Raw genomic sequence first — 18,598 nt, forward strand, 5'->3', positions numbered from 1 at the left:
GTTTCGTGTGGGTTTAGGACCAGTTGACTTGCAGCACAACCCAGAATCCGCCGGCCATCAGTCCCAGGCCCAGCGAAGTCAGGAAGATGCCAACACCGGTAGCGGTCTTGACCATTTGTTGCACACCTTCAAGCAGTGCGCTGGCGCCGGTGACAAGCTGGGCCACATCTTCCGCAATGCCTTTTTGCACCAGGTGGGCGGCGTGCTTGCTGAGGCTTTTTACTTCCTTGCTGTGGGTGCGAGTGACCAGGATGAAAAGCCCCATGGCCAGAGCACACATGCCAAAGAAGAACAGGGCGGCGGCCATCAACAGCAGGGTGTCAGATTGGTTCAGTACGTACATGTCTTCCTCCGAGAAAAGACCAAAGTGAACCCCATGTTGCAAGAAGTGTGCCTATTTTGGGCAGGCGGCAATTGACGGCGGGGCCGGCTTGGGCTAAAATGCCTCTCTGCATTCCGAGAAGTTGCCGTTGCAACTTACGTCTCCGTAGCGGAGACGTTTTCGCGGAATGGTCTAGCGGGATGATTGGTAACTTGCTCACGGTAATCGACTTGCCGCTTACCTGCGAGTTTGTGAGAGGCATCCCAAGGATGGAAGAATGGAACGTTTCACTTTAAAGGCCACCAAGCGCGATGTGGTGGGCAAGAAGGTATCCAAGCTGCGCCGCGAGGGCAAGCTGCCCGCTGTGCTGTACGGCCGCCATGTTGATAAGCCGATCCCCGTTACGCTTGATCTGCGCGAAACTTCAAAGATCCTCAAGCGCATCAACTACTCCAGCCTGGTCTTGATCGACCTGCAAGGTGAAGAGCACAATGTGCTGGTACGTGATTTCCAGGTCGATGCGATCCTGCGCGAACTGACCCATGTCGATTTCCTGGTCGTCTCCCTGACCGAAACCGTGCGTGCCGAGGTCAGCGTGGTGCTGGAAGGCAAGGCGCCGGTGATCAGCAACCTGGGCGGTCTGCTGGTGAACGGTCTGGAGCACGTGGAAGTGGAAGCCCTGCCGCAGGATCTGCCCGACCGCTTCCATGTTGACGTTTCCAGCCTGGAGAACTTTGGTGACGGCATCTTTGTGCGTGACCTGGTAGTGCCGGCCAATGTGACCGTGCTGAGCGACCCGGATGAGCTGATCGTGGTGGCCAGTGCGCCGGTGACGGAAGCCGAGAGCGCCCCGCGTGACGGCGCCCCGGCCGCCGCCGATGCGGCTGCTCCGGCTGCTGCTGCGCCGGCCGCTGGCGGCGACGCCGACAAGAAGTAGACTCTATTTGCAAGCTAAAAAGAGCCCGCCATTTGGCGGGCTCTTTTTTTTTTTATCTTATTTGCTTTCGCTATCCAGCAGCGTTTCCTGCAAGCGGCCTGCTTTGCGTTGCACCCAGTGGGCGCGTGCGCCGCGGCTGTAGGCAAGCACCTTGTGCAACTTACCGTTGATGTAGTGCGCCGCCGCCTGGTCATCCAGCGCCAGGCCGGCTTTGACTTTGCCCGCCGCGATCAGCTTGCGGTAGGTAGGGCGGCGGCCGCTCTCGCTGTCATAATGCGGGCAGCACGATCCTGGCAGCCAGCCCAGGCAGTCCATCGGCAGCAGCTTGCCCGGCACCGAGTCGGTGATGCCTTGCTCAAACCAGCAGATGGCGCCGGCGCTGCCGCCCGCCAGCACAACGCCGCGCTGGTAGGCCTTGTGCAGCGCAGCGTCCACGCCCCAGGCGCGCCACAGCGCCAGCATGTTGCGCGTGTTGCCGCCGCCGACCCAGATCAGGTCTTGCGCCAGCAGCAGTTTTTCCACGTCGGCCGTGTTGGGTTGGATCAATGTGAGGTGCGAGACGCGCGCGCCAAGCTCAGTGAAGACCCGCGTGACGCGCTTAATGTGTTGCGGCAGGTCGCCGCCTGCCGTGGGCAGGAAGCACACGCGCGGCTTGCGCGCCTCGCTGGCGTCCAGTAGGTAGCGCTCCAGCCGCAGGCCGCGGCGGCCAATCGCCTTGGAGCCGGCGCCAACCGCAATGATCTGGTTCATGTTGATTACAGGGTGGGGAGCTGCAACGCGTAGGCCGCCTGCAGGAACGCCAGCACGCGCTCGGCGCCGTCTGCGTTGCCGGCCACTTCGCTGTAGGGCAGCATGGCGCCCTTCCAGCCATCCGTGTTCCAGCGCGCCCCGTTGGGCAGTGATTGCTGCGTCAGCGCCTTGTCAAACGGATGCGGGCTGACATAAAAATATTCGTTGCCGGGTTGCAGAGCCAGGCCGAAGGTAATGCTCTTATCCTCGTCATTCGCAGGAGCCACGAACGAGAGGTCGAACAGGCGCGGCCACAACTGCACTGCGTCTGAGGCCTGCCCCAGCTCCTTGCGCGCATCTTCGAATACCTGGTTCGCCAGCCGCAGAGCGGCCAGGAAGCGCTCAGCCTCATCCAGCGCGTAGTCGCGCTTGACATCGCTGCTATAGCTCTTGGCGGGCACTTTGCCTTGCATACCCAGTTCCCCCAGGCGGGCCAGCAGCTCGTTGCCCAGCTGGGTGGCGCTCAGCCCTTCGCTCAGGCGCAGTTGCTGCACATGGCCGCCGCTGGTGCTCAGGATGAAGTAATGATTGCGCAGATCCAGGCTCAGCGCAAAGGTCTGGGCCGGGTCCTCAGGGAACGAGATCGGCGTCGTGGTCAGGCCGGAGGTGTAAACGCGCAGGCCCAGATGGCCGTGGCGCGGCTGCTCAGGGGTCAAGGCGGCGCGGATGGCGCTGGCTACTTTGCAATAAGCGTGCAGCGTCTCGCGCGTGCCGCGCCAATCGCCAAAAATGGGGAACTGGGATTTAACTTCGCGAGCCATGGCGCAGTAATCTTACTATATGTGGCTTTCTGTCCCGCAATGGCTTGCAAGTCCTTGATGCAAGCATGCATCTGGCATTGCAAAGTGCCTACTCGGTGTATAAGCATCACTATGGCTCGGCTGTCAACCACCTTGATGAGAATGACCAAAGCGCTCCCCCCGCCGCAGGTCATTCTCATAAAAGTGCCTCGCAGCGCGTGGAGTAAAATCTTCTAAGCCTATGTCAACTCCCAAAGACCTCGAACAGTTAGCCATCAACACCATTCGCTTCCTTTCGGCGGATGCCGTGCAGCAAGCCAATTCCGGCCACCCGGGCCTGCCGATGGGCGCGGCGGCCATGGCCTACGCGCTGTGGACCCGCCACCTGCGCCATAATCCCAAAGACCCCCAATGGGCCAACCGTGACCGCTTTGTGCTGTCTGGCGGCCACGGTTCGATGCTGCTGTATTCGCTGTTGCACCTCACCGGCTATCCGCTCTCTCTGGAGGAGATCAAGCGCTTCCGCCAGTGGGAGAGCAAGACCCCCGGCCATCCGGAGTACTGGGTTGCCCCCGGGGTGGAAACCAGCACCGGCCCGCTGGGCCAGGGCTTCGCCAATGCGGTCGGCCTGGCTATCGGCCAGGCGCACCTGGCGGCGCGCTTCAACCGCCCGGGCCATGAGATCTTTGACTATTTCACCTATGCCATCGTCACCGATGGCGACTTGATGGAAGGCATCACCGCTGAAGCCGCCTCGCTGGCTGGGCATCTCAAGCTCGGCAAGCTCATCCTCTTGTACGACGACAACAACATCTCGATCGATGGCAGCACCCACCTGACCTTCACAGAGGATGTGGGCCTGCGCTTTGAGTCCTACGGCTGGCATGTGCAGCACGTGGCGGATGGCAACGATGTCGAAGCCATCGACGCCGCACTGGTTGCCGCCCAGGCCGACCCGAGGCCCTCGCTCATCAGGGTCAAGACCATTATCGGCTTTGGTCTGCCCAAGCGCCAGGGCACCGAGAAGGCCCACGGCGAACCGCCTGGCAACGAAGAGCTCGACGGCGCCAAGCGCGCCCTCGGCTGGCCGTTGGAGCCACGCTTCCTCATCCCCGGCGAGGCGCTGGAGCATTTCCGCGGCGCGATGGAGCAGGGGGCTGAGCTCAAAGCCGCCTGGGAGAGCAGGCTGGCTGGTTACAAGGCCGCCCATCCGCAGCAGCACGCCGAGTTGCTACGCATCCTGGCCGGTGAGCTGCCCGAAGGCTGGGACGCGGAGCTGCCAGTATTCCCGGCGGATGCCAAGGGCATGGCCACGCGGGTTTCCTCCGGCAAGGTCATCAATGCCATCGCCGACAAGCTGCCTGATCTGCTGGGCGGCTCGGCCGACCTGCATCCGTCAACCAAGACCTTCATCAACTCCGCGCCAGACTTCCAGCCCAACACGCCAGAGGGGCGCAGCATCCACTATGGCGTGCGCGAGCATGCCATGGGCGGCATCGTCAACGGGCTCAGCCTGACGCCGGGCATCATTCCTTTCGGCGCAACCTTCCTGGTCTTCTCGGATTACATGCGCGCCTCCATGCGCCTCTCGGCGCTCTCGCCGTATCCCAGCATCTGGGTCTTCACGCATGACAGCATTGGCGTGGGCGAGGATGGGCCGACCCACCAGCCGGTCGAGCATCTCGCCGCTTTGCGCGCCATCCCCAACATGCGTGTCATCCGCCCGGCGGATGCCAACGAGGTGCGCGAGGCCTGGATCGCTGCCGTGCGTGACCGCAAGAACCCGACCACGCTCATCTTCTCCCGGCAAGACCTACCCACGCTGGAACGCGGGCGCGGCGGGGAGTTTGCCGCTGCCACGGGTTTGCATAAGGGCGCCTATGTGCTGGCTGACTGGGGCAAGAAGAAAAAGCCTGACATTATTTTGATGGCCTCCGGCTCGGAAGTGCCGCTCATCATCGAAGCCGGCCGCAAGCTGGCCAAGGACGGCGTCACTGTGCGCCTGGTTTCCTTCCCCAGCTGGGAGCTGTTCGTAGCCCAGTCCAAGAGCTACCGTGAGAAGGTGCTGCCGCCGGCCGTGACTGCCCGCCTCTCGGTGGAGGCGGGCGTAGCGCAGGGCTGGCAGCAGTGGGCCACGGCGCATGTCAGCCTCGAGCGCTTCGGCGCCTCGGCGCCGGGCGACGAGGCCATGCGCAAGCTGGGCTTCAATGCCGCCAACGTGCTCAAGCACGCCCGCACCCTGCTGCCGAAGAAGAGGTAGCCCGGTGCCAGCACGCCGCAAGCTGGCAGTAAAGGCCCGCGTAGTGCATGGCGATAACCTGGCCGTGCTGCTCGGCCTGCCCGACGCGAGCGTGAACCTGATCTACATTGACCCGCCGTTCAACACCGGCCGCAAGCAGGCCCGCAGCCGCCTGCGCACGGAGCGCAGCGAGAATGGCGACCGGGTGGGTTTTGGAGGCCAGCGCTACAGCACCACCGTGCTGGGCAGCCGGGCCTTCAACGATGCCTTCGACGACTATCTGGAATTTCTGGAGCCGCGTTTGCGTGAGGCACACCGCGTGTTGGCGCCGGACGGCAGCATGTACTTCCATGTGGACTACCGCGAAGTGCACTACTGCAAGATATTGCTGGACGAGATCTTTGGCCGCCAAAATTTCCTGAACGAGATCATCTGGGCCTATGACTACGGCGGCCGCGCCAAGGACCGCTGGCCGGCCAAGCACGACAATATCCTGCTCTATGTCAAAGATAATAAGGGCTATACCTTCAACGTTGAGGACATCGAGCGCATCCCTTACATGGCGCCAGCCTTGGCCGGTGAGGCCAAGGCGGAGCGCGGCAAGCTGCCCACGGATACCTGGTGGCATACCATCGTAAGCCCCACCGGCAAAGAAAAAACCGGGTACCCTACCCAGAAGCCGCTGGGCATCCTGCGCCGCGTTCTTACGGCTTCATCGAATCCGGGTGACCTGGTGCTCGACTTTTTTGCCGGCAGTGGCACAACCGGTGCCGCTGCGCTGGAGCTGGGTCGCCGGTTTTTGCTGGTGGACAGTAACAAAGAGGCGATCGATGTAATGAAGGAACGCTTTAAGGGGAAAGATGTAGAGTTCGTCAAAGGAGAATGAGTTGAGAACAGAGCGTTCTCTTCAATTTCTCTCCGAGTGGAAACCAGAAGGAGCCTTATGACCACTAATCCGCAAAAACTGTATGCCCTGGGCCAGTCCCTGTGGTTCGACAACATCGAACGCCGCTTGCTGGACAATGGTGAGCTGAAGGCTATGATCGAGCGCGGCGATATTTATGGCGTCACCTCCAATCCCAGCATCTTCAACAACGCCATTGGCAAGTCCGAGGACTACGATGCCCAACTGGCCGAGCTGGCACGGGCCGGCAAGACCACAGCGGAGATCTACGACGCGCTGACGGTCCAGGATATTCAGGCGGCCTGCGATCTGTTCCGCCCGCTGTATGACAGCACGCGCGGCGGCGATGGCTACGTAAGCATCGAGGTGCATCCGGACCTGGCGCATGACACGGCCGCCACAGAGCACGAGGCCCAGCGCCTGTGGGCGTTGGTGGACCGGCCCAACTTGATGGTCAAGATCCCCGCCACCGCCGAGGGCATCCCTGCCATCCAAGCTTCTATCGCGCGCGGTATCAACATCAACATCACCCTGATCTTCTCGCTGCAGCGCTATGACGCAGTCATCAATGCCTATCTGGCCGGCCTGGAAGAACGGATCGCCAACAACCTGCCCATCGGGCACATTGCCTCGGTGGCCTCGTTCTTTGTCTCGCGTATTGACACCAAGGTGGATGGCTGGCTGGAAACATTGGCAGAGCAGGGCGGCGATACCGCTCGCAAAGCCAATGCCCTCATGGGCACGATCGCCGTGGCGAACGCCAAGCTGGCGTACAGGCTGTTTCTTGAACGCTTCTCTGGGCCGCGCTTTGAAGCCATCGCCCAGAAGGGCGGCCGCCGCCAGCGCCCGTTGTGGGCTTCCACCAGCACCAAGAACCCCGCATACCCTGACCTGCTGTATGTGGACACCCTGGTCGGTAAAGACACCGTGAACACAGTGCCCCCGCAGACCCTGGAAGCGGCCAAGAACCATGCGGCGGCCACGCTGAGCATTGAAGACGGCCTGGATGAGGCCCGCTTCCAGCTCGCCAATCTGGAGATGCTGGGGCTCTCGCTGGATAAGGCCACCGACGAGGTGGAGCAGGAGGGTGTGGCCGCCTTCAGCAAGGCGATCGCCGACCTGTTCGCCACGATCGACCAGCGTGCGGGCGAATTTCGCTAGTACAGAATACCCAGCCCACTCAAGAAGGGGCGGGCTGGTATGGGGCGTATACTGGTAACACTTCGCCCAAAATAGCGTTATGTCTTGAATGAGGAGAGGCTCATGAACTCATTCCGCGTGTCTGTTTCACAATGTAGTCTGATCCTGCTGCTGGCCTTGGGCTTGGCGGCTTGCGGCGGCAGCGCCGGAAGTCCGATAGAGTTCCAGCCCACCGCTACTCCTGATCTTGAGATACCCATAGAGGACCTGCTGGTGTTTGTGCCCGGCGGGCCTTTTATTATGGGCAGCGACCCGGAGCAGGACACGCAAGCGCGCGAGGATGAGCTGCCGGCGCGGCGCGTGGTGCTGAACGGTTTCCATATCTATCGCAATGAAGTCACCAACGATATGTATGCGCAGTGTGTGGAAGCCGGACAGTGCACCTCGCCAATTGTGATCGAGGATGAGGATGATCCCGAGGCCGATACGGCCACCCAGCACTATAGCGACCCGGAGTACCGCGACCATCCTGTTGTGGGCGTGAACTGGTTCCAGGCGCAAGACTTTTGTGGCTGGCTGAATGCGCGCTTGCCAAGTGAGGCCGAGTGGGAGAAGACCGCCCGCGGCGAGTTGGCAGCGCTGTATCCCTGGGGTGATGACGAGCCGTTATGTGACCGCGCCAATGGTGGAGACTGTATCCTCGACACCATCACTGAGAAGATCGGCCAGTTGCCACTGGGCGAGAGCATCTACGAGGCCAATGACCTGGCCGGCAACGTGTGGGAATGGACGGCCGACTGGTACGACCCTGAATATTACGAACTGGGCGTGAGCAGCAACCCGCAAGGCCCGCAAGAGGGCGAGCTCAAAGTGGTGCGTGGTGGCAGCTATCTGGATGCTGCACCAGATCTGCGATCGGCGGCGCGTTTTGCCCTTGACCCGGAGGAAGCCTTCAACGAAGTCGGCTTCCGCTGTGTGCCTATCGGGCAGGGTGTGCCCGCGGGCACACGCGCGCCATACTGCCAACCCGCGTACTCGCCACTGTGCACCGATCCCGATAATCCCGGCGGCGATTGCACGCCGTCCAATGGCGAGGACAACACCACGGATCTGGAGTGGTTGGGCTTCGCCTGCCCGAGGGATGGCTATATCCGCTTCACAATTGATGGCGGCGGCCGGTCGGCTGCTGATTATGACGTGACGATCAATGGCATCCCGTACAACTGCTTCGACTCCACGGTTTACCCCGGCCGCTGGATCTGCGAAGGCACGGCTCAATCACAAGGCACGCTGGTGAGCATTTCGGCGTGTCCTGCGCCGCAGGGTGCGCTGCCCTCACCGCAGTTGGCGGCTTTCACGCCCACGCCGGAGGGGCAGGCTCTGGTTGGCTTCCAGCAGCCTAGCGCGCCAGTCATGCAGCTGGTAGCCTTCGAGCCGCAAAGCGCGGTGCAGCTCGCTGGGCTGCAGCCGAATGGGCTGCAGGCATTTGCGCCTCAGGCTGCGCCGGCCTTGCAAGCCGCGGCAGCGTACTGCCCCGAAGGGCTGGTGTTTGACCCGGCTACCGGCCAGTGCCTCCCGCAGGAAGCATCGTGCCCTGATGGCTGGAGCTTTGACACGGCGCAGATGCAATGTGTGCCGGATGGCCAGTCTGGCTGCCCTGAGGGCACCACGTACAGTGCCGCGGCGCAAGCCTGCGTGCCTGACGGTGGTGGTGATGACCAGCCGGTGTGCCCCGAGCCGTTCGTGTTCGACCGCACCAGCGGCACCTGCCAACCGCCCACCAACGATGACGGCGGCGGCCTGTGCGGGCCGGGCTACTTCTATGACCGCAACATCATGTGCTGCTCGCCGATCCAGGGGCGCCCAGAAACGTGTGATGACGGCAGCGCTCGCAACCCGCTGACGGGCGCGTGTGAGACGCAGGATGTGAATGGCTGCCCTGAGGGAACCGTCTACAACCAATATGATGGCGTGTGTTACCCCGTCACCATCACGCGTACAGCCAATAACCCCGACAGCAATGTGGCTGTTGAATGTGGCCCCAACCAATACTACAACTCACGCACGCTGCAATGTGTGGATCTGCCTGACGGCACGTGCGGCCCTGGCTACTACTATGAGAGCCGCCAGCAGACTTGTGTGCCGACCGATGGCCCCGGCAGCGGGTGCGCGCCGGGCTACACCTTCAGCTCGCGCTTGAACTGCTGTGTGGGTAACCCAGGCAATGACGGCAGCACCTGCGCCGACGGCCAGACCGGCACTTCCCGCTTGCAGAGTTTTGCTTTTGCGGCCGCTGCAGGCGGCACCTTCTGTGACCCTGGACCGGGCAACACAGATGGATGCCCGCTGGGCTATTACTTCGACACGGCCCAGCAGGCCTGCGTGCCTGCTGCCGGTGCGGGAGTGCCTTCGCAAGATGGCCAATGCCCGCAGGGCATGTACTATGACAGCGCGTTTGGTGCCTGCTTCCCAACCACCTCCACTCCTCCTATGGGGTGTGGCCCGGGCCAGTACTTTGACTACCAGCTGGGCTTCTGTGTGCAGGCGGGTTGTGGTGGTTGTGCGCTCGGCTATACGCTCAACCCGCGCACGCAAACCTGCCAGCCTACCAGCACAACCTCAGAAGGCTGCTGGACTGTGACGCAGACTGTGCCGGTGTGTGCCTTTGAGCCTACCGCTACGCCAACCTGCCCGACGGGCGAAATTTGGGACCCGATAGCCCTGCGCTGCGATGACATCCCCGATGACGGGCCGACTGGCGGGGGCACAAATATCGTTTGTTCAAATTACAACAATAACTTCGCTGCTTGTTCCGCGGCTGGATGCAACTGGTTCCCGTTTGTTGCTGGCGCAGCTGGCGGAGGCACTTGTTATTAGTAGAGTTGTTTTAAGACCTCAGCGAGGCGCAACCGATTGCGCCTCGTTGTGTTTAAGAACCTAACTTGCTTATGAGCGGTATTGAACTCACACTTGACGATCACTCGATTGCCACATTGTTGGTCAATCGACCACAAGTGCGTAACGGCTTGGACTGGGCGGCGATGGACGCGTTTGCAGCCGCCATCAAACGCGTCGCAGCTGCCAGGGATATCCGCGCCCTCATCATTACCGGCGCGGGCGAGACCTTCGTCTCCGGTGGCGACCTGAAGGCGCTGGCGCCATACACCAAACGCAAGGATGGCATGCGCCTGGCGACCGTGATGGGCAAGGCCCTGGGCGCGCTGCGCGGCCTGCATTGCCCGACCATTGCCGCCATCAATGGCCCGGCGCGGGGCGGCGGGGCCGAGATCGCCGTGGCGTGTGACCAGCGCATTATGGCCGAGGATGCCGATATTGGCTTCGTGCATGCCAAGCTGGGCATCACCACAGCGTGGGGCGGGGCGCGCTACCTGCTGCAGCTGGTGGGCTATCCCACCGCGCTGGAGCTGCTGACCACGGCGCGGGTGTTGCCGGCCCACGAGGCCAAAGCCATCGGCCTGGTGGGCCATCTCAGCGCGCCGGGTGGCGCATTGGAGGCGGCCCGCACGCTGGCGGCCGAGATGGCCCAGCACCCGGCCGAAGCGGTGCAGGCGGCCAAGCGGCTGCTGCAGTTCGCGGTGGCCAGCCCGCTGGTGGCGCGGCACGCCGAGCGCCGCCTGTTCTCGTTCCTGTGGGACACCGAGTATCGCCGCCAGGCGGTTGCCCGCTTTTTGAATCGCAAGTAGGCTGTATTCGCATAGTGCATACGAAGGGGGAAGGAACCTTTACGAATTGGAAATCGGCTGGTTTTTGCCTGCCCTAAAGGATTCCTCGGCTTGCATGTATTTTGAATCTGCATAACTAAAAACGCCGCCTCGGAATGACCTCAAAATGTTCAACTCGGTGGATAGATTATAGTAGTGCAGTGACCTGAGGAGGTTGCCATGGCCTCTGCTCCTGCGAGTGTTGCTGAGTACATCAAAACGTTTCCAAAAGGTACGCAAGAGAAACTGGTTGCCATTCGCAAGATCATCAAGGATGTTGCACCCACAGCCAGCGAATCTGTCAGCTATCGCATTGCCGGCTACAAGCTGGATGGCAAGGTGCTGATGTATTTTGCCGGGCACAGCCAGCATGTCGCCGTGTATCCCATTCCGCCCCTGCCAGCAGAGACGGAACGAGCCGTCAGGCCCTACCTGGTTTCCAAAGGTACTTTACGCTTTGCGCTGGATAAGCCGCTGCCGCTGGGCTTGATCCGCAAAGTGGCACAAGGGCATGTTAGGAGAGTGCGCCCGGCAGGCGCCAAGGCGCCGGCTAAGAAGGCTCCCAAGAAAGCTGCGCCCGAAAAGCGCGCCGCTGAGAAGTAGCGCGGAATTACACAGAAGTTGTACACAGGAGTTGTTATGAAGATTGCCATGATCGGCCTGGGCCGCATGGGCGGCAACATGAGCCGCCGCTTGCTGAAAGCAGGCCACCAGGTAGTGGGCTACAACCTGAGCGAAGACACCACGCGCCAGCTAGAGCAGGAGGCTGGGCTGCTGCCCGCATTCTCGCTAAATGAGGTTGTGGGCCAACTTGAGGCACCCCGGGCGGTGTGGCTGATGCTGCCGGCGGGCGAAGCCACCGAAAGCACGATCGAAGCGCTGGCTGGCCAGCTGGCCGCCGGTGACGTGATCATTGACGGCGGCAACGCCAACTTTCGGGACAGCATGCGCCGGGCGGCTATGCTGGCTGAGCGTGGCATCCATTTTGTAGACGTGGGCGTCAGCGGCGGCGTGTGGGGGCTGGAGAACGGGTATGGCTTGATGATCGGTGGGGATGCGGGTGCAGTCAGCCGCCTGGAGCCGGTTTTCAAGGCGCTGGCGCCAGCCGAGGACAAGGGCTGGGGCCATGTGGGGCCGAGCGGGGCTGGGCACTACGTCAAGATGGTGCACAACGGCATCGAGTACGGCCTGATGCAGGCCTATGCTGAAGGCTTTGAGCTGATGGCGACCAAAGAGGAGTTTGGGCTGGACGTGCACCAAATCGCTGAGATGTGGCGGTATGGCACGGTAGTGCGCTCCTGGCTGCTGGATCTGGCAGCCCGCGCACTGGAATCTGACGCAAAACTCACAGATATTGCTGGCTATGTAGAAGATTCTGGCGAAGGACGCTGGACTGTTTTTGAGGCGATCAACCAGGATGTGCCCGCGCCGGTGATCACCTTGTCGCTGATGCAGCGCTTTGCCAGCCGGCAGCCGGAAAGCTACGCCAACAAGCTGATCGCAGCGCTGCGCAACCAGTTCGGCGGCCATGCGGTGAAGAAGGCCGAATGAGCAGCAAGAACGGGCGTGCCAGCGCTGCGGCTCTAGTTATTTTCGGCATCACTGGTGACCTGGCGCACCGCAAGCTGGTGCCGGCGCTGTACCAGCTTGCCCTGGACGGCCAGCTGCCGCCGGAGACCAGCATCATTGGCGTGGGCCGCCGCGAGTGGAGCGACGACAAACTTCGCAGCGAAATGCGTGTAGCCATAGAGAAGTTTGCGCGCACGCAACCTGTGGACAAAGCCGCTTTGGACGGCCTGCTGGGTCGCATGGTGTATGTGTATGGCGATTTTGGCGAGAAGCCGGGTTACGAGCGCCTGAAGGCCAAGCTGGAGGAACTGGGCGCGCACAATCGCCTGTATTACCTGGCTACGCCGCCCAGTGTATATGACGAGATCATTACCAACCTGGGCGAGGCTAACCTGGCCCAGAATGACCGCGGATGGACTCGTATCATTGTCGAAAAACCCTATGGACATGACCTGGCTTCGGCGCAGGAACTGGAGACCATCATCCACCGGGTCTTCGACGAAGAGCAGATCTTTCGTATTGACCATTATCTGGGCAAAGAGACGGTGCAGAATATTTTGTTCTTCCGCTTTGCCAACGGCATCTTTGAGCCGCTGTGGAACCGCCGTTATGTGAACTGCGTGCAGATCACGGTTGCGGAGACGATCGGCGTGGATGGGCGGGCGGCCTATTTTGACAGCGCCGGGGTCATCCGCGATATTGTGCAGAACCATGCCCTGCAACTGCTGACGCTGACTGCAATGGAGGCGCCCGTGGCGTTCAATGCGGATGCGGTGCGCGATGAGAAGGTCAAAGTGCTGCGGGCGCTACGCCCGCTGACCGGCGACGAAGCGCTCAAGAGCACGCTGCGAGCACAATACGGGGCGGGTAAGCAGGATGGCAAGCAGGTCGACGCCTACCTGGCGCATGAAGGCGTGGCGACGGATTCGCAGACCGAGACATTCCTTGCCATTCGGGTGGCCATCGACAATTGGCGCTGGGCCGGCGTGCCGTTCTTCATCCGCTCAGGCAAGCATTTGGCTGAGCGCGTGACCGAGATCGCCATCCAGTATCGTCAGGTGCCGCTTGCCTTGTTCGGCGCGCAGAACATGGCCGGGGATGCACCTAACCGGCTGGTGCTTAATATCCAGCCGGACGAAGGCATCACGCTGACCTTCGGCGCTAAGGTACCCGGGCCGAACAACAAACTCAAGTCGGTCAAGATGGACTTCTCGTATGCAGACGCGTTTGGCGCCAGCACGCCGGAGGCGTATGAGCGTCTGCTGCTGGACTGCATGCACGGCGACGCTACGCTGTTCACGCGCAGCGATGAAGTGCTGGAAGCGTGGAAATTTATCGACGGGGTCTTGCAGGCCTGGCAGGCACAGCCCAATAGCAAGCTGCCGCAATACGCGCCGGGCAGTTGGGGGCCGGAGGAGAATCACAAATTTATTCGGGAGCACGGCTATAGCTGGCGCGACATGGAGGAGGTGCCGGGCTAGGCGAGGCCGAGAGCCTGCAGGAATATTAGCGTTATCCGCGCGGTAACACCCCATAACAACTCACGATCATATTGCGTGAAGTAGGCCACGCGCACCACCGCGCCATTGGGCGCAGTGCGTTCGCGTTCCTCGCGGTTGGCGGGGTCGGCCAGCCAGGGTAGCGGGATGGTGAAGATACGCTGCACCTCGCCTGGTTGCGGGTCGAGCTTGATGGGCCAGGGGATGACGCCGACAACGGGCGTGACGCGGTAGCTGCTGATGGTGATGAAATCTTCCAAGTTGCCGAGCAGGCGCACCTGGTCCGGCGGCAGGTTGACCTCTTCGTGGGCTTCGCGCAGCGCGGCTTGCTCGGCGTGCGTTTCGCCCGGGTCCCAGCGGCCGCCGGGAAAGGCCACCTGGCCGCTGTGCATATCGCCCTCGTGCACCGAGCGCAGGATATAGAGCAGATGCCATTCATCGTCCTGGCGCAGGAGAGGCAGAAGCACGGCCGCCGGACGTGGCGTGCTCACCTCGTAGCCCTCGTTCATCACATTTATCTCCGGGTCGGCGTGGCGAGCGGACAGGCGGCGACGAATTTCGTCTTCGCTGAAATCTGGAATGCTGACCATCAGCCCGCCTGGATATGCACCACGCTGGCGCAATAGCGGCAGCGGTTGGCGCGGCCAGCCGCCAGCGGCTCCAGGCTGCCGTGGGCGCCGCAGTAGGGGCAGATGTCTGGGTTGGGTGCGGGCGAATCAGGCAGCGGCTGCGGGGTCAGCTCGGCAAGCCAGGCTTGCAGTTCTCTGGCTTCGGGGCTGTGCTGCAGACCCAACTCAGTGAGGTAGCGCTGGCTTTCGCTGTGCAGTTGCGTCCAGCGTTGCTGGCCGGCGAGCATCTCGAGGCCACTGCGCGCACTCTCTACGGAAGGCTGGACTTGCTCGCCAAGCAGGTACGCGTGGGCAGCTTGCAGGTAGAGCATGGGTGAAGGATAGATGATGCTGCGGTCGTAGGCGCGGCTAGCCATGTCTGCAAAGATGCGGGCGGCGGCGACATGGTCACCGACAGCCAGCAGGTGGTTGGCGCGCTGCAGCTCTTTCTGTTGGCGCGGGTTGAGCGAACGGCCGGGCACCAGCGGCCCGCGTGGCTTGCGCTGGCTGAAGCTTTGCAGGCGTTCGGCCAGCGGGCGGCGGGCGTACGGGAAACGACGACGTTGTTTGCCTGTCATCAGCGCTCCGCGTGCAGACCTTCGGCAAGGCAGCGGGCGAAGATCAGAAAGCCGGTGTGGGCCACCATGGTGTCGGCGGGGCGCAGGCGGCCGGCGCTGGCCTTGTAGTAGCGGTGCATGAGTTCTGAAACCTCAACGAAGCCAAAGGAGTGCTGCTTGAGCGACTCGAGCACTTTGCTGACCTGATTGGTGGTGGGCAGGATGCAGCCAAAGAAGCCGCCCGGCTGCAGGGCGGCGCGCACCTGGGCCAGATAGTCCTCGGGATTGGGCAGGTCAAGAAAAATGGCGGCGATGTTCTTCTCCAGGAAGCCTTCGCCAATGTCGTGCAGGTGCAGGGTCACGCGCTCGTCCAAGCCGAGGTGCTGCAGGTTGCGCCGCGCCATATCCTGAGCCTTGGCGCGGTTCTCGTAGCTGTAGACGTGCCCGTTTGGGCCAACGGTGTGGGCCAGCGCTACGGTGAGCGCGCCAGAACCTGTGCCAGCTTCGATGACTTGGGTGCCGGGGCCGACGCCAAGGTTGAGCAGGATATAGCCGATATCTTTTGGGTAGATCACCTGACTGGCACGTTCAATATCGCGCAGTAGATCATCCAGAGCGGGCTGCAGGATGGTGAAGATAACCCCGCGGTGGGTGCTGATCTGCGTGCCCCATTGGCGGCCGATGATGTCTTCATGCGGGATGACGCCGTGCATGCTCTGCATGCGCTCACCGGTGGTGAGCTTGACGGTGACAGAGTGGCCGCGCGGGCCGGAAAGAAAGGCCAGATCGCCGGCGCGGGCGGTGGGCGCGTTACTCACGCGGCTGCACCACGAATACCCAGTGCCCGGCGACCAGGGCCGCCAGGCTGGCCAGCACGGCGATGCCGAGGAACAGCGGGCCAAGGCGAAAGAGAGTCCAGCCCATTTGTTGAGCGGCGATGTGGCCGCCCCAGAATCCAGCCCAGGCGAGGCCAAGGTAGAGCAGCAGGCGGCCCATGCCGCCGCCGCGCCATAGGTGGAAGGCTGCGCCGAACAGGGTGGCGATGGTGGCGCCGAGCACGAAGGAGGGGAGAGTCATGACAATTTATTTCACAGATAAACACAGATGCTTAGGCAATGAAATCAGATAACCATATCAGCTTTACCGGTTTTGTATCTGTGCTCATCTGTGGATTCCGTCTTGGGTGTCGCAATCAGACCACCGCCCAGGACTTCGCCGTCACGATAGATCACCGCGGCCTGGCCAGGCGTGATATCGCGCAGGGGGTGGGCAAACTCAATAGTGGCGCGGCCATCCGCCAGCAGGCTGACGCGGGCGGGCGCCTTACGGGCACTGTAACGGATCTTGACCTCGGCTTCGAAGGGCTGGCTGGGCGCCTGCCAGCTGACCCAGTGCATTGGCTCTGTGGTGAGCTGGCTGCCGCCCAGTTCCTCTTGCGTGCCTACGACGAGTTGGTTGCTGGCGGTGTCCTTGGCGATGACGTAGAGCGGCTGGGCGGCGGCGATGCCCAGCCCTTTGCGCTGGCCGATGGTGTAGCTGGCTAGGCCCTCGTGCTGGCCGATGGGCTGGCCAGCCATGTTGACGATCTCGCCGGGTTGGATGAGCTGCGGCTGGTGGCGATGCAGGAAGTCACGATAGTCCTGACCGGCCAGGAAGCACAGGTCCATACTTTCTTTTGAAGTTGCGGCGGGTAGCTTGAGCTCGGCGGCGATGGCGCGCACTTCAGGCTTGGTCAGCTCGCCCAGAGGAAACAGGGCGTGCTGCAGCTTGGCCTGGTTGAGCACGTGCAGCACGTAGGACTGATCTTTGTGGGTGTCTACGGCTTCGAACAGGCGCACCGGCTCGCCTGGGTTGCGGGTGAGGCGCACATAGTGGCCGGTGGCCATGTAGTCAGCGCCGAGGGCCAGGGCGCGGTTGAGCAAAAATTCCCAGCGGATCTGGCGGTTGCAGACGAGGCAGGGGTTGGGCGTGCCACCCGCGGCGTAGCCATCCAGGAAGTAGTTCACGACCACATCGTGAAATTCATCCTGGGCGTTGATGGCGTAGAAGGGGATGCCTAGCTGGCCTGCCACGCGGCGGGCGACGCTCATGGCGGCTGGGGTGCAGCAGCGGTTGCTGGCTTCGCGCCCCGGCTCGCTCCACAGGCGCAGCATCATCCCAATGACCTCGTAGCCCTGTTGCTGGAGCAAGGCGGCCGCGACGGAGCTATCCACTCCGCCGCTCATGGCGACGACGACTTTGGGCTTACTCATGAGCTAAACCCTTTAGCCACAGATGAACGCTGATGAGCGCTCTCAAGTTTGCGTGCTCGCTCGATGAGAGCGGGTAGAGCGGTGAGCAGTGCGTCTACATCGGCTTGGGTGGTGTGCTTGCCCAGCGTGATGCGCAGGGAACCATTTGCCCATTCTGGCGTGATGCCCATGGCCAGCAAAACTTCGCTGGGTTGCGGGTCGCCAGTCTTGCAGGCCGAGCCGGAGGAGCAGGCGAAGCCAGCGTCATCCAGCAGCATCAGCAATGCGTTGCCATCCACACCCTTGAACACAAAACTGGCGTGGTTGGCGAGTCGTTGGGTGGGATGCCCGGTCAATTTCGAGTCGTCAATATCATTCAAGACTGAATTGATTATTGTGTTGCGCCAATCGATCAATCGATTAATCGATTGATCGATCTCTGTCTGGGCCAACTCAAACGCCACGGCGATGCCGACGATGTAAGGCACATTGTGCGTGCCGGCGCGCAGGCCGGCTTCATGGCTGCCGCCGGTTTGAATAGGCAGTAGTGGTGTGCCGGCGCGCACAAAGAGCAAGCCGACACCCTTGGGGCCATACAGCTTGTGGGCTCCCAGGCTGAGAAGGTCAATACCGAGTTCGGTGACATTGAGAGGGACATGAGCAGGCGCCTGGATGGCATCGCTGTGGAACGCAACGCCGCGCTCGCGGCAGATGGCAGCAACCTCGCTGATGGGGTTGAGTGTGCCAACCTCGTTATTGGCCAGGATGACTGAAACCAGGGCGGTATCAGCGGTTAGGAGGCGGGTGACATCTTGCGGATGCACCATGCCGTATTCGTCTGCGGGCAGGCGCACGAGCTCAAAGCCGAACTCGGCCGCCAACTGATCGGCCGTACGGGCCACGGCAGGATGCTCCACCGGGCTGACCAGCAGGCGATTGGCGCCGCGCTGGCGGCGGGCGTCCAAGGCTGCGCCGCGCAGGGCCAGGTTATTGCTCTCTGTGCCGCCCGAGGTGAAAAGGAGCTCCTCAGGTTGGCAGCCGAGGGCGGCGGCCAGGCGGCCGCGGGCCTGTTCCACGGCGGCTTCGGCGCGCTGACCATAGCCGTGGACGGAAGACGGGTTGCCAAATTCGGCCTCGAAGTAGGGCTGCATGGCTGCCCAAACGCGCGGATCGAGCGGCGTGGTGGCAGCGTAGTCAAAGTAGCGGCGCGCAGGCGCGTTCATAACGGGGTGATTATAGCGGGGAGTAAACCTTGCCGCAGATGCGTGGCTACGCCACGCCGCAGATGAACCTTGAAACAAAAACTGAAGGCAAGAATTCACAGATAGCCGGTTGCAGGGG

18 protein-coding genes are annotated in these 18,598 nt (G+C 62.2%); 9 read left to right on the forward strand and 9 right to left on the reverse strand.

From position 1 onward, the window contains the following. Positions 1-13 precede the first annotated feature (13 nt). Complete coding sequence (locus KIT08_10565) at positions 14-343, reverse strand: hypothetical protein (protein UYN89526.1); 330 nt, start codon at positions 341-343, stop codon at positions 14-16. Positions 344-599: 256 nt separating this feature from the next. On the opposite strand from KIT08_10565, the gene KIT08_10570 reads away from it, so the two are divergent. Next, a complete protein-coding gene (locus KIT08_10570; GenBank protein UYN89527.1) occupies positions 600-1,259 on the forward strand; it encodes a 50S ribosomal protein L25 in 660 nt (219 codons plus the stop codon). Between the two features lie 57 nt (positions 1,260-1,316). Here the strand turns inward: KIT08_10570 and KIT08_10575 are convergent, their stop codons facing one another. Continuing rightward, positions 1,317-2,009, reverse strand: a complete 693-nt coding sequence (locus KIT08_10575) for a peptidase E (protein UYN89528.1) — start codon at positions 2,007-2,009, stop codon at positions 1,317-1,319. Positions 2,010-2,014: 5 nt separating this feature from the next. Continuing rightward, the gene (locus KIT08_10580) at positions 2,015-2,809 is read right to left on the reverse strand and encodes a hypothetical protein (GenBank protein ID UYN89529.1); all 795 of its coding nucleotides are present in this window, start codon (positions 2,807-2,809) and stop codon (positions 2,015-2,017) included. A gap of 220 nt (positions 2,810-3,029) precedes the next feature. Between KIT08_10580 and tkt the strand changes: the two genes are divergently transcribed. The 8 genes from tkt (at position 3,030) to zwf (ending at position 13,843) form a co-directional block, all read left to right on the forward strand. After that, entirely contained in the window at positions 3,030-5,048 is a 2,019-nt protein-coding gene (gene tkt, locus KIT08_10585; GenBank protein ID UYN89530.1) for a transketolase, read from the forward strand. Continuing rightward, on the forward strand, positions 4,996-5,913 hold the full coding sequence (locus KIT08_10590) for a site-specific DNA-methyltransferase (GenBank protein UYN89531.1): 918 nt from the start codon (positions 4,996-4,998) through the stop codon (positions 5,911-5,913). The genes tkt and KIT08_10590 overlap by 53 nt, the downstream gene beginning before the upstream one ends. Before the next feature lie 57 nt (positions 5,914-5,970). Continuing rightward, the gene (tal, locus tag KIT08_10595; GenBank protein UYN89532.1) at positions 5,971-7,092 is read left to right on the forward strand and encodes a transaldolase; all 1,122 of its coding nucleotides are present in this window, start codon (positions 5,971-5,973) and stop codon (positions 7,090-7,092) included. A 102-nt stretch (positions 7,093-7,194) separates the two neighbouring features. Then, positions 7,195-9,948, forward strand: a complete 2,754-nt coding sequence (locus KIT08_10600) for an SUMF1/EgtB/PvdO family nonheme iron enzyme (protein UYN89533.1) — start codon at positions 7,195-7,197, stop codon at positions 9,946-9,948. 71 nt (positions 9,949-10,019) lie between these two features. Beyond that, complete coding sequence (locus KIT08_10605; GenBank protein ID UYN89534.1) at positions 10,020-10,775, forward strand: enoyl-CoA hydratase/isomerase family protein; 756 nt, start codon at positions 10,020-10,022, stop codon at positions 10,773-10,775. A gap of 198 nt (positions 10,776-10,973) precedes the next feature. Further along, positions 10,974-11,396, forward strand: a complete 423-nt coding sequence (locus KIT08_10610; GenBank protein ID UYN89535.1) for a hypothetical protein — start codon at positions 10,974-10,976, stop codon at positions 11,394-11,396. Between the two features lie 36 nt (positions 11,397-11,432). Then, positions 11,433-12,344 carry a decarboxylating 6-phosphogluconate dehydrogenase gene (gene gnd / locus KIT08_10615; protein ID UYN89536.1) on the forward strand — a complete coding sequence of 304 codons (912 nt, stop codon included), beginning with the start codon at positions 11,433-11,435 and terminating at the stop codon, positions 12,342-12,344. Continuing rightward, complete coding sequence (gene zwf, locus KIT08_10620; GenBank protein ID UYN89537.1) at positions 12,341-13,843, forward strand: glucose-6-phosphate dehydrogenase; 1,503 nt, start codon at positions 12,341-12,343, stop codon at positions 13,841-13,843. Before gnd ends, zwf begins: the two co-directional genes overlap by 4 nt. Here zwf and KIT08_10625 read toward each other — a convergent pair. The 6 genes from KIT08_10625 to KIT08_10650 are packed head-to-tail and all read right to left on the reverse strand — an operon-like array spanning position 13,840 to position 18,480. Continuing rightward, complete coding sequence (locus KIT08_10625) at positions 13,840-14,451, reverse strand: CoA pyrophosphatase (protein UYN89538.1); 612 nt, start codon at positions 14,449-14,451, stop codon at positions 13,840-13,842. The genes zwf and KIT08_10625 overlap by 4 nt on opposite strands. Continuing rightward, positions 14,451-15,047 carry a hypothetical protein gene (locus KIT08_10630; protein ID UYN89539.1) on the reverse strand — a complete coding sequence of 199 codons (597 nt, stop codon included), beginning with the start codon at positions 15,045-15,047 and terminating at the stop codon, positions 14,451-14,453. Before KIT08_10630 ends, KIT08_10625 begins: the two co-directional genes overlap by 1 nt. Further along, positions 15,047-15,844: a tRNA (adenine-N1)-methyltransferase gene (locus KIT08_10635; protein ID UYN89540.1), complete on the reverse strand. Its 798-nt coding sequence runs from the start codon at positions 15,842-15,844 to the stop codon at positions 15,047-15,049. Before KIT08_10635 ends, KIT08_10630 begins: the two co-directional genes overlap by 1 nt. Continuing rightward, positions 15,837-16,103: a hypothetical protein gene (locus tag KIT08_10640; protein ID UYN89541.1), complete on the reverse strand. Its 267-nt coding sequence runs from the start codon at positions 16,101-16,103 to the stop codon at positions 15,837-15,839. The genes KIT08_10635 and KIT08_10640 overlap by 8 nt, the downstream gene beginning before the upstream one ends. A 44-nt stretch (positions 16,104-16,147) precedes the next feature. Beyond that, complete coding sequence (gene mnmA, locus KIT08_10645) at positions 16,148-17,278, reverse strand: tRNA 2-thiouridine(34) synthase MnmA (protein ID UYN89542.1); 1,131 nt, start codon at positions 17,276-17,278, stop codon at positions 16,148-16,150. Then, the gene (locus tag KIT08_10650) at positions 17,275-18,480 is read right to left on the reverse strand and encodes a cysteine desulfurase (protein ID UYN89543.1); all 1,206 of its coding nucleotides are present in this window, start codon (positions 18,478-18,480) and stop codon (positions 17,275-17,277) included. Before KIT08_10650 ends, mnmA begins: the two co-directional genes overlap by 4 nt. Positions 18,481-18,598: the final 118 nt, after the last annotated feature.

The sequence above is a fragment of the Anaerolineales bacterium genome (genome assembly GCA_025808555.1).
GTDB lineage: Bacteria > Chloroflexota > Anaerolineae > Anaerolineales > UBA11579 > JAMCZK01.

Excerpts from the sequence above, each read along its gene's own strand:
- KIT08_10565 (UYN89526.1), bottom strand. The coding sequence starts at position 343 with ATGTACGTACTGAACCAATCTGACACCCTGCTGTTGATGGCCGCCGCC.
- KIT08_10570 (UYN89527.1), top strand. The coding sequence starts at position 600 with ATGGAACGTTTCACTTTAAAGGCCACCAAGCGCGATGTGGTGGGCAAG.
- KIT08_10575 (UYN89528.1), bottom strand. The coding sequence starts at position 2,009 with ATGAACCAGATCATTGCGGTTGGCGCCGGCTCCAAGGCGATTGGCCGC.
- KIT08_10580 (UYN89529.1), bottom strand. The coding sequence starts at position 2,809 with ATGGCTCGCGAAGTTAAATCCCAGTTCCCCATTTTTGGCGATTGGCGC.
- tkt (UYN89530.1), top strand. The coding sequence starts at position 3,030 with ATGTCAACTCCCAAAGACCTCGAACAGTTAGCCATCAACACCATTCGC.
- KIT08_10590 (UYN89531.1), top strand. The coding sequence starts at position 4,996 with ATGCCGCCAACGTGCTCAAGCACGCCCGCACCCTGCTGCCGAAGAAGA.
- tal (UYN89532.1), top strand. The coding sequence starts at position 5,971 with ATGACCACTAATCCGCAAAAACTGTATGCCCTGGGCCAGTCCCTGTGG.
- KIT08_10600 (UYN89533.1), top strand. The coding sequence starts at position 7,195 with ATGAACTCATTCCGCGTGTCTGTTTCACAATGTAGTCTGATCCTGCTG.
- KIT08_10605 (UYN89534.1), top strand. The coding sequence starts at position 10,020 with ATGAGCGGTATTGAACTCACACTTGACGATCACTCGATTGCCACATTG.
- KIT08_10610 (UYN89535.1), top strand. The coding sequence starts at position 10,974 with ATGGCCTCTGCTCCTGCGAGTGTTGCTGAGTACATCAAAACGTTTCCA.
- gnd (UYN89536.1), top strand. The coding sequence starts at position 11,433 with ATGAAGATTGCCATGATCGGCCTGGGCCGCATGGGCGGCAACATGAGC.
- zwf (UYN89537.1), top strand. The coding sequence starts at position 12,341 with ATGAGCAGCAAGAACGGGCGTGCCAGCGCTGCGGCTCTAGTTATTTTC.
- KIT08_10625 (UYN89538.1), bottom strand. The coding sequence starts at position 14,451 with ATGGTCAGCATTCCAGATTTCAGCGAAGACGAAATTCGTCGCCGCCTG.
- KIT08_10630 (UYN89539.1), bottom strand. The coding sequence starts at position 15,047 with ATGACAGGCAAACAACGTCGTCGTTTCCCGTACGCCCGCCGCCCGCTG.
- KIT08_10640 (UYN89541.1), bottom strand. The coding sequence starts at position 16,103 with ATGACTCTCCCCTCCTTCGTGCTCGGCGCCACCATCGCCACCCTGTTC.
- mnmA (UYN89542.1), bottom strand. The coding sequence starts at position 17,278 with ATGAGTAAGCCCAAAGTCGTCGTCGCCATGAGCGGCGGAGTGGATAGC.
- KIT08_10650 (UYN89543.1), bottom strand. The coding sequence starts at position 18,480 with ATGAACGCGCCTGCGCGCCGCTACTTTGACTACGCTGCCACCACGCCG.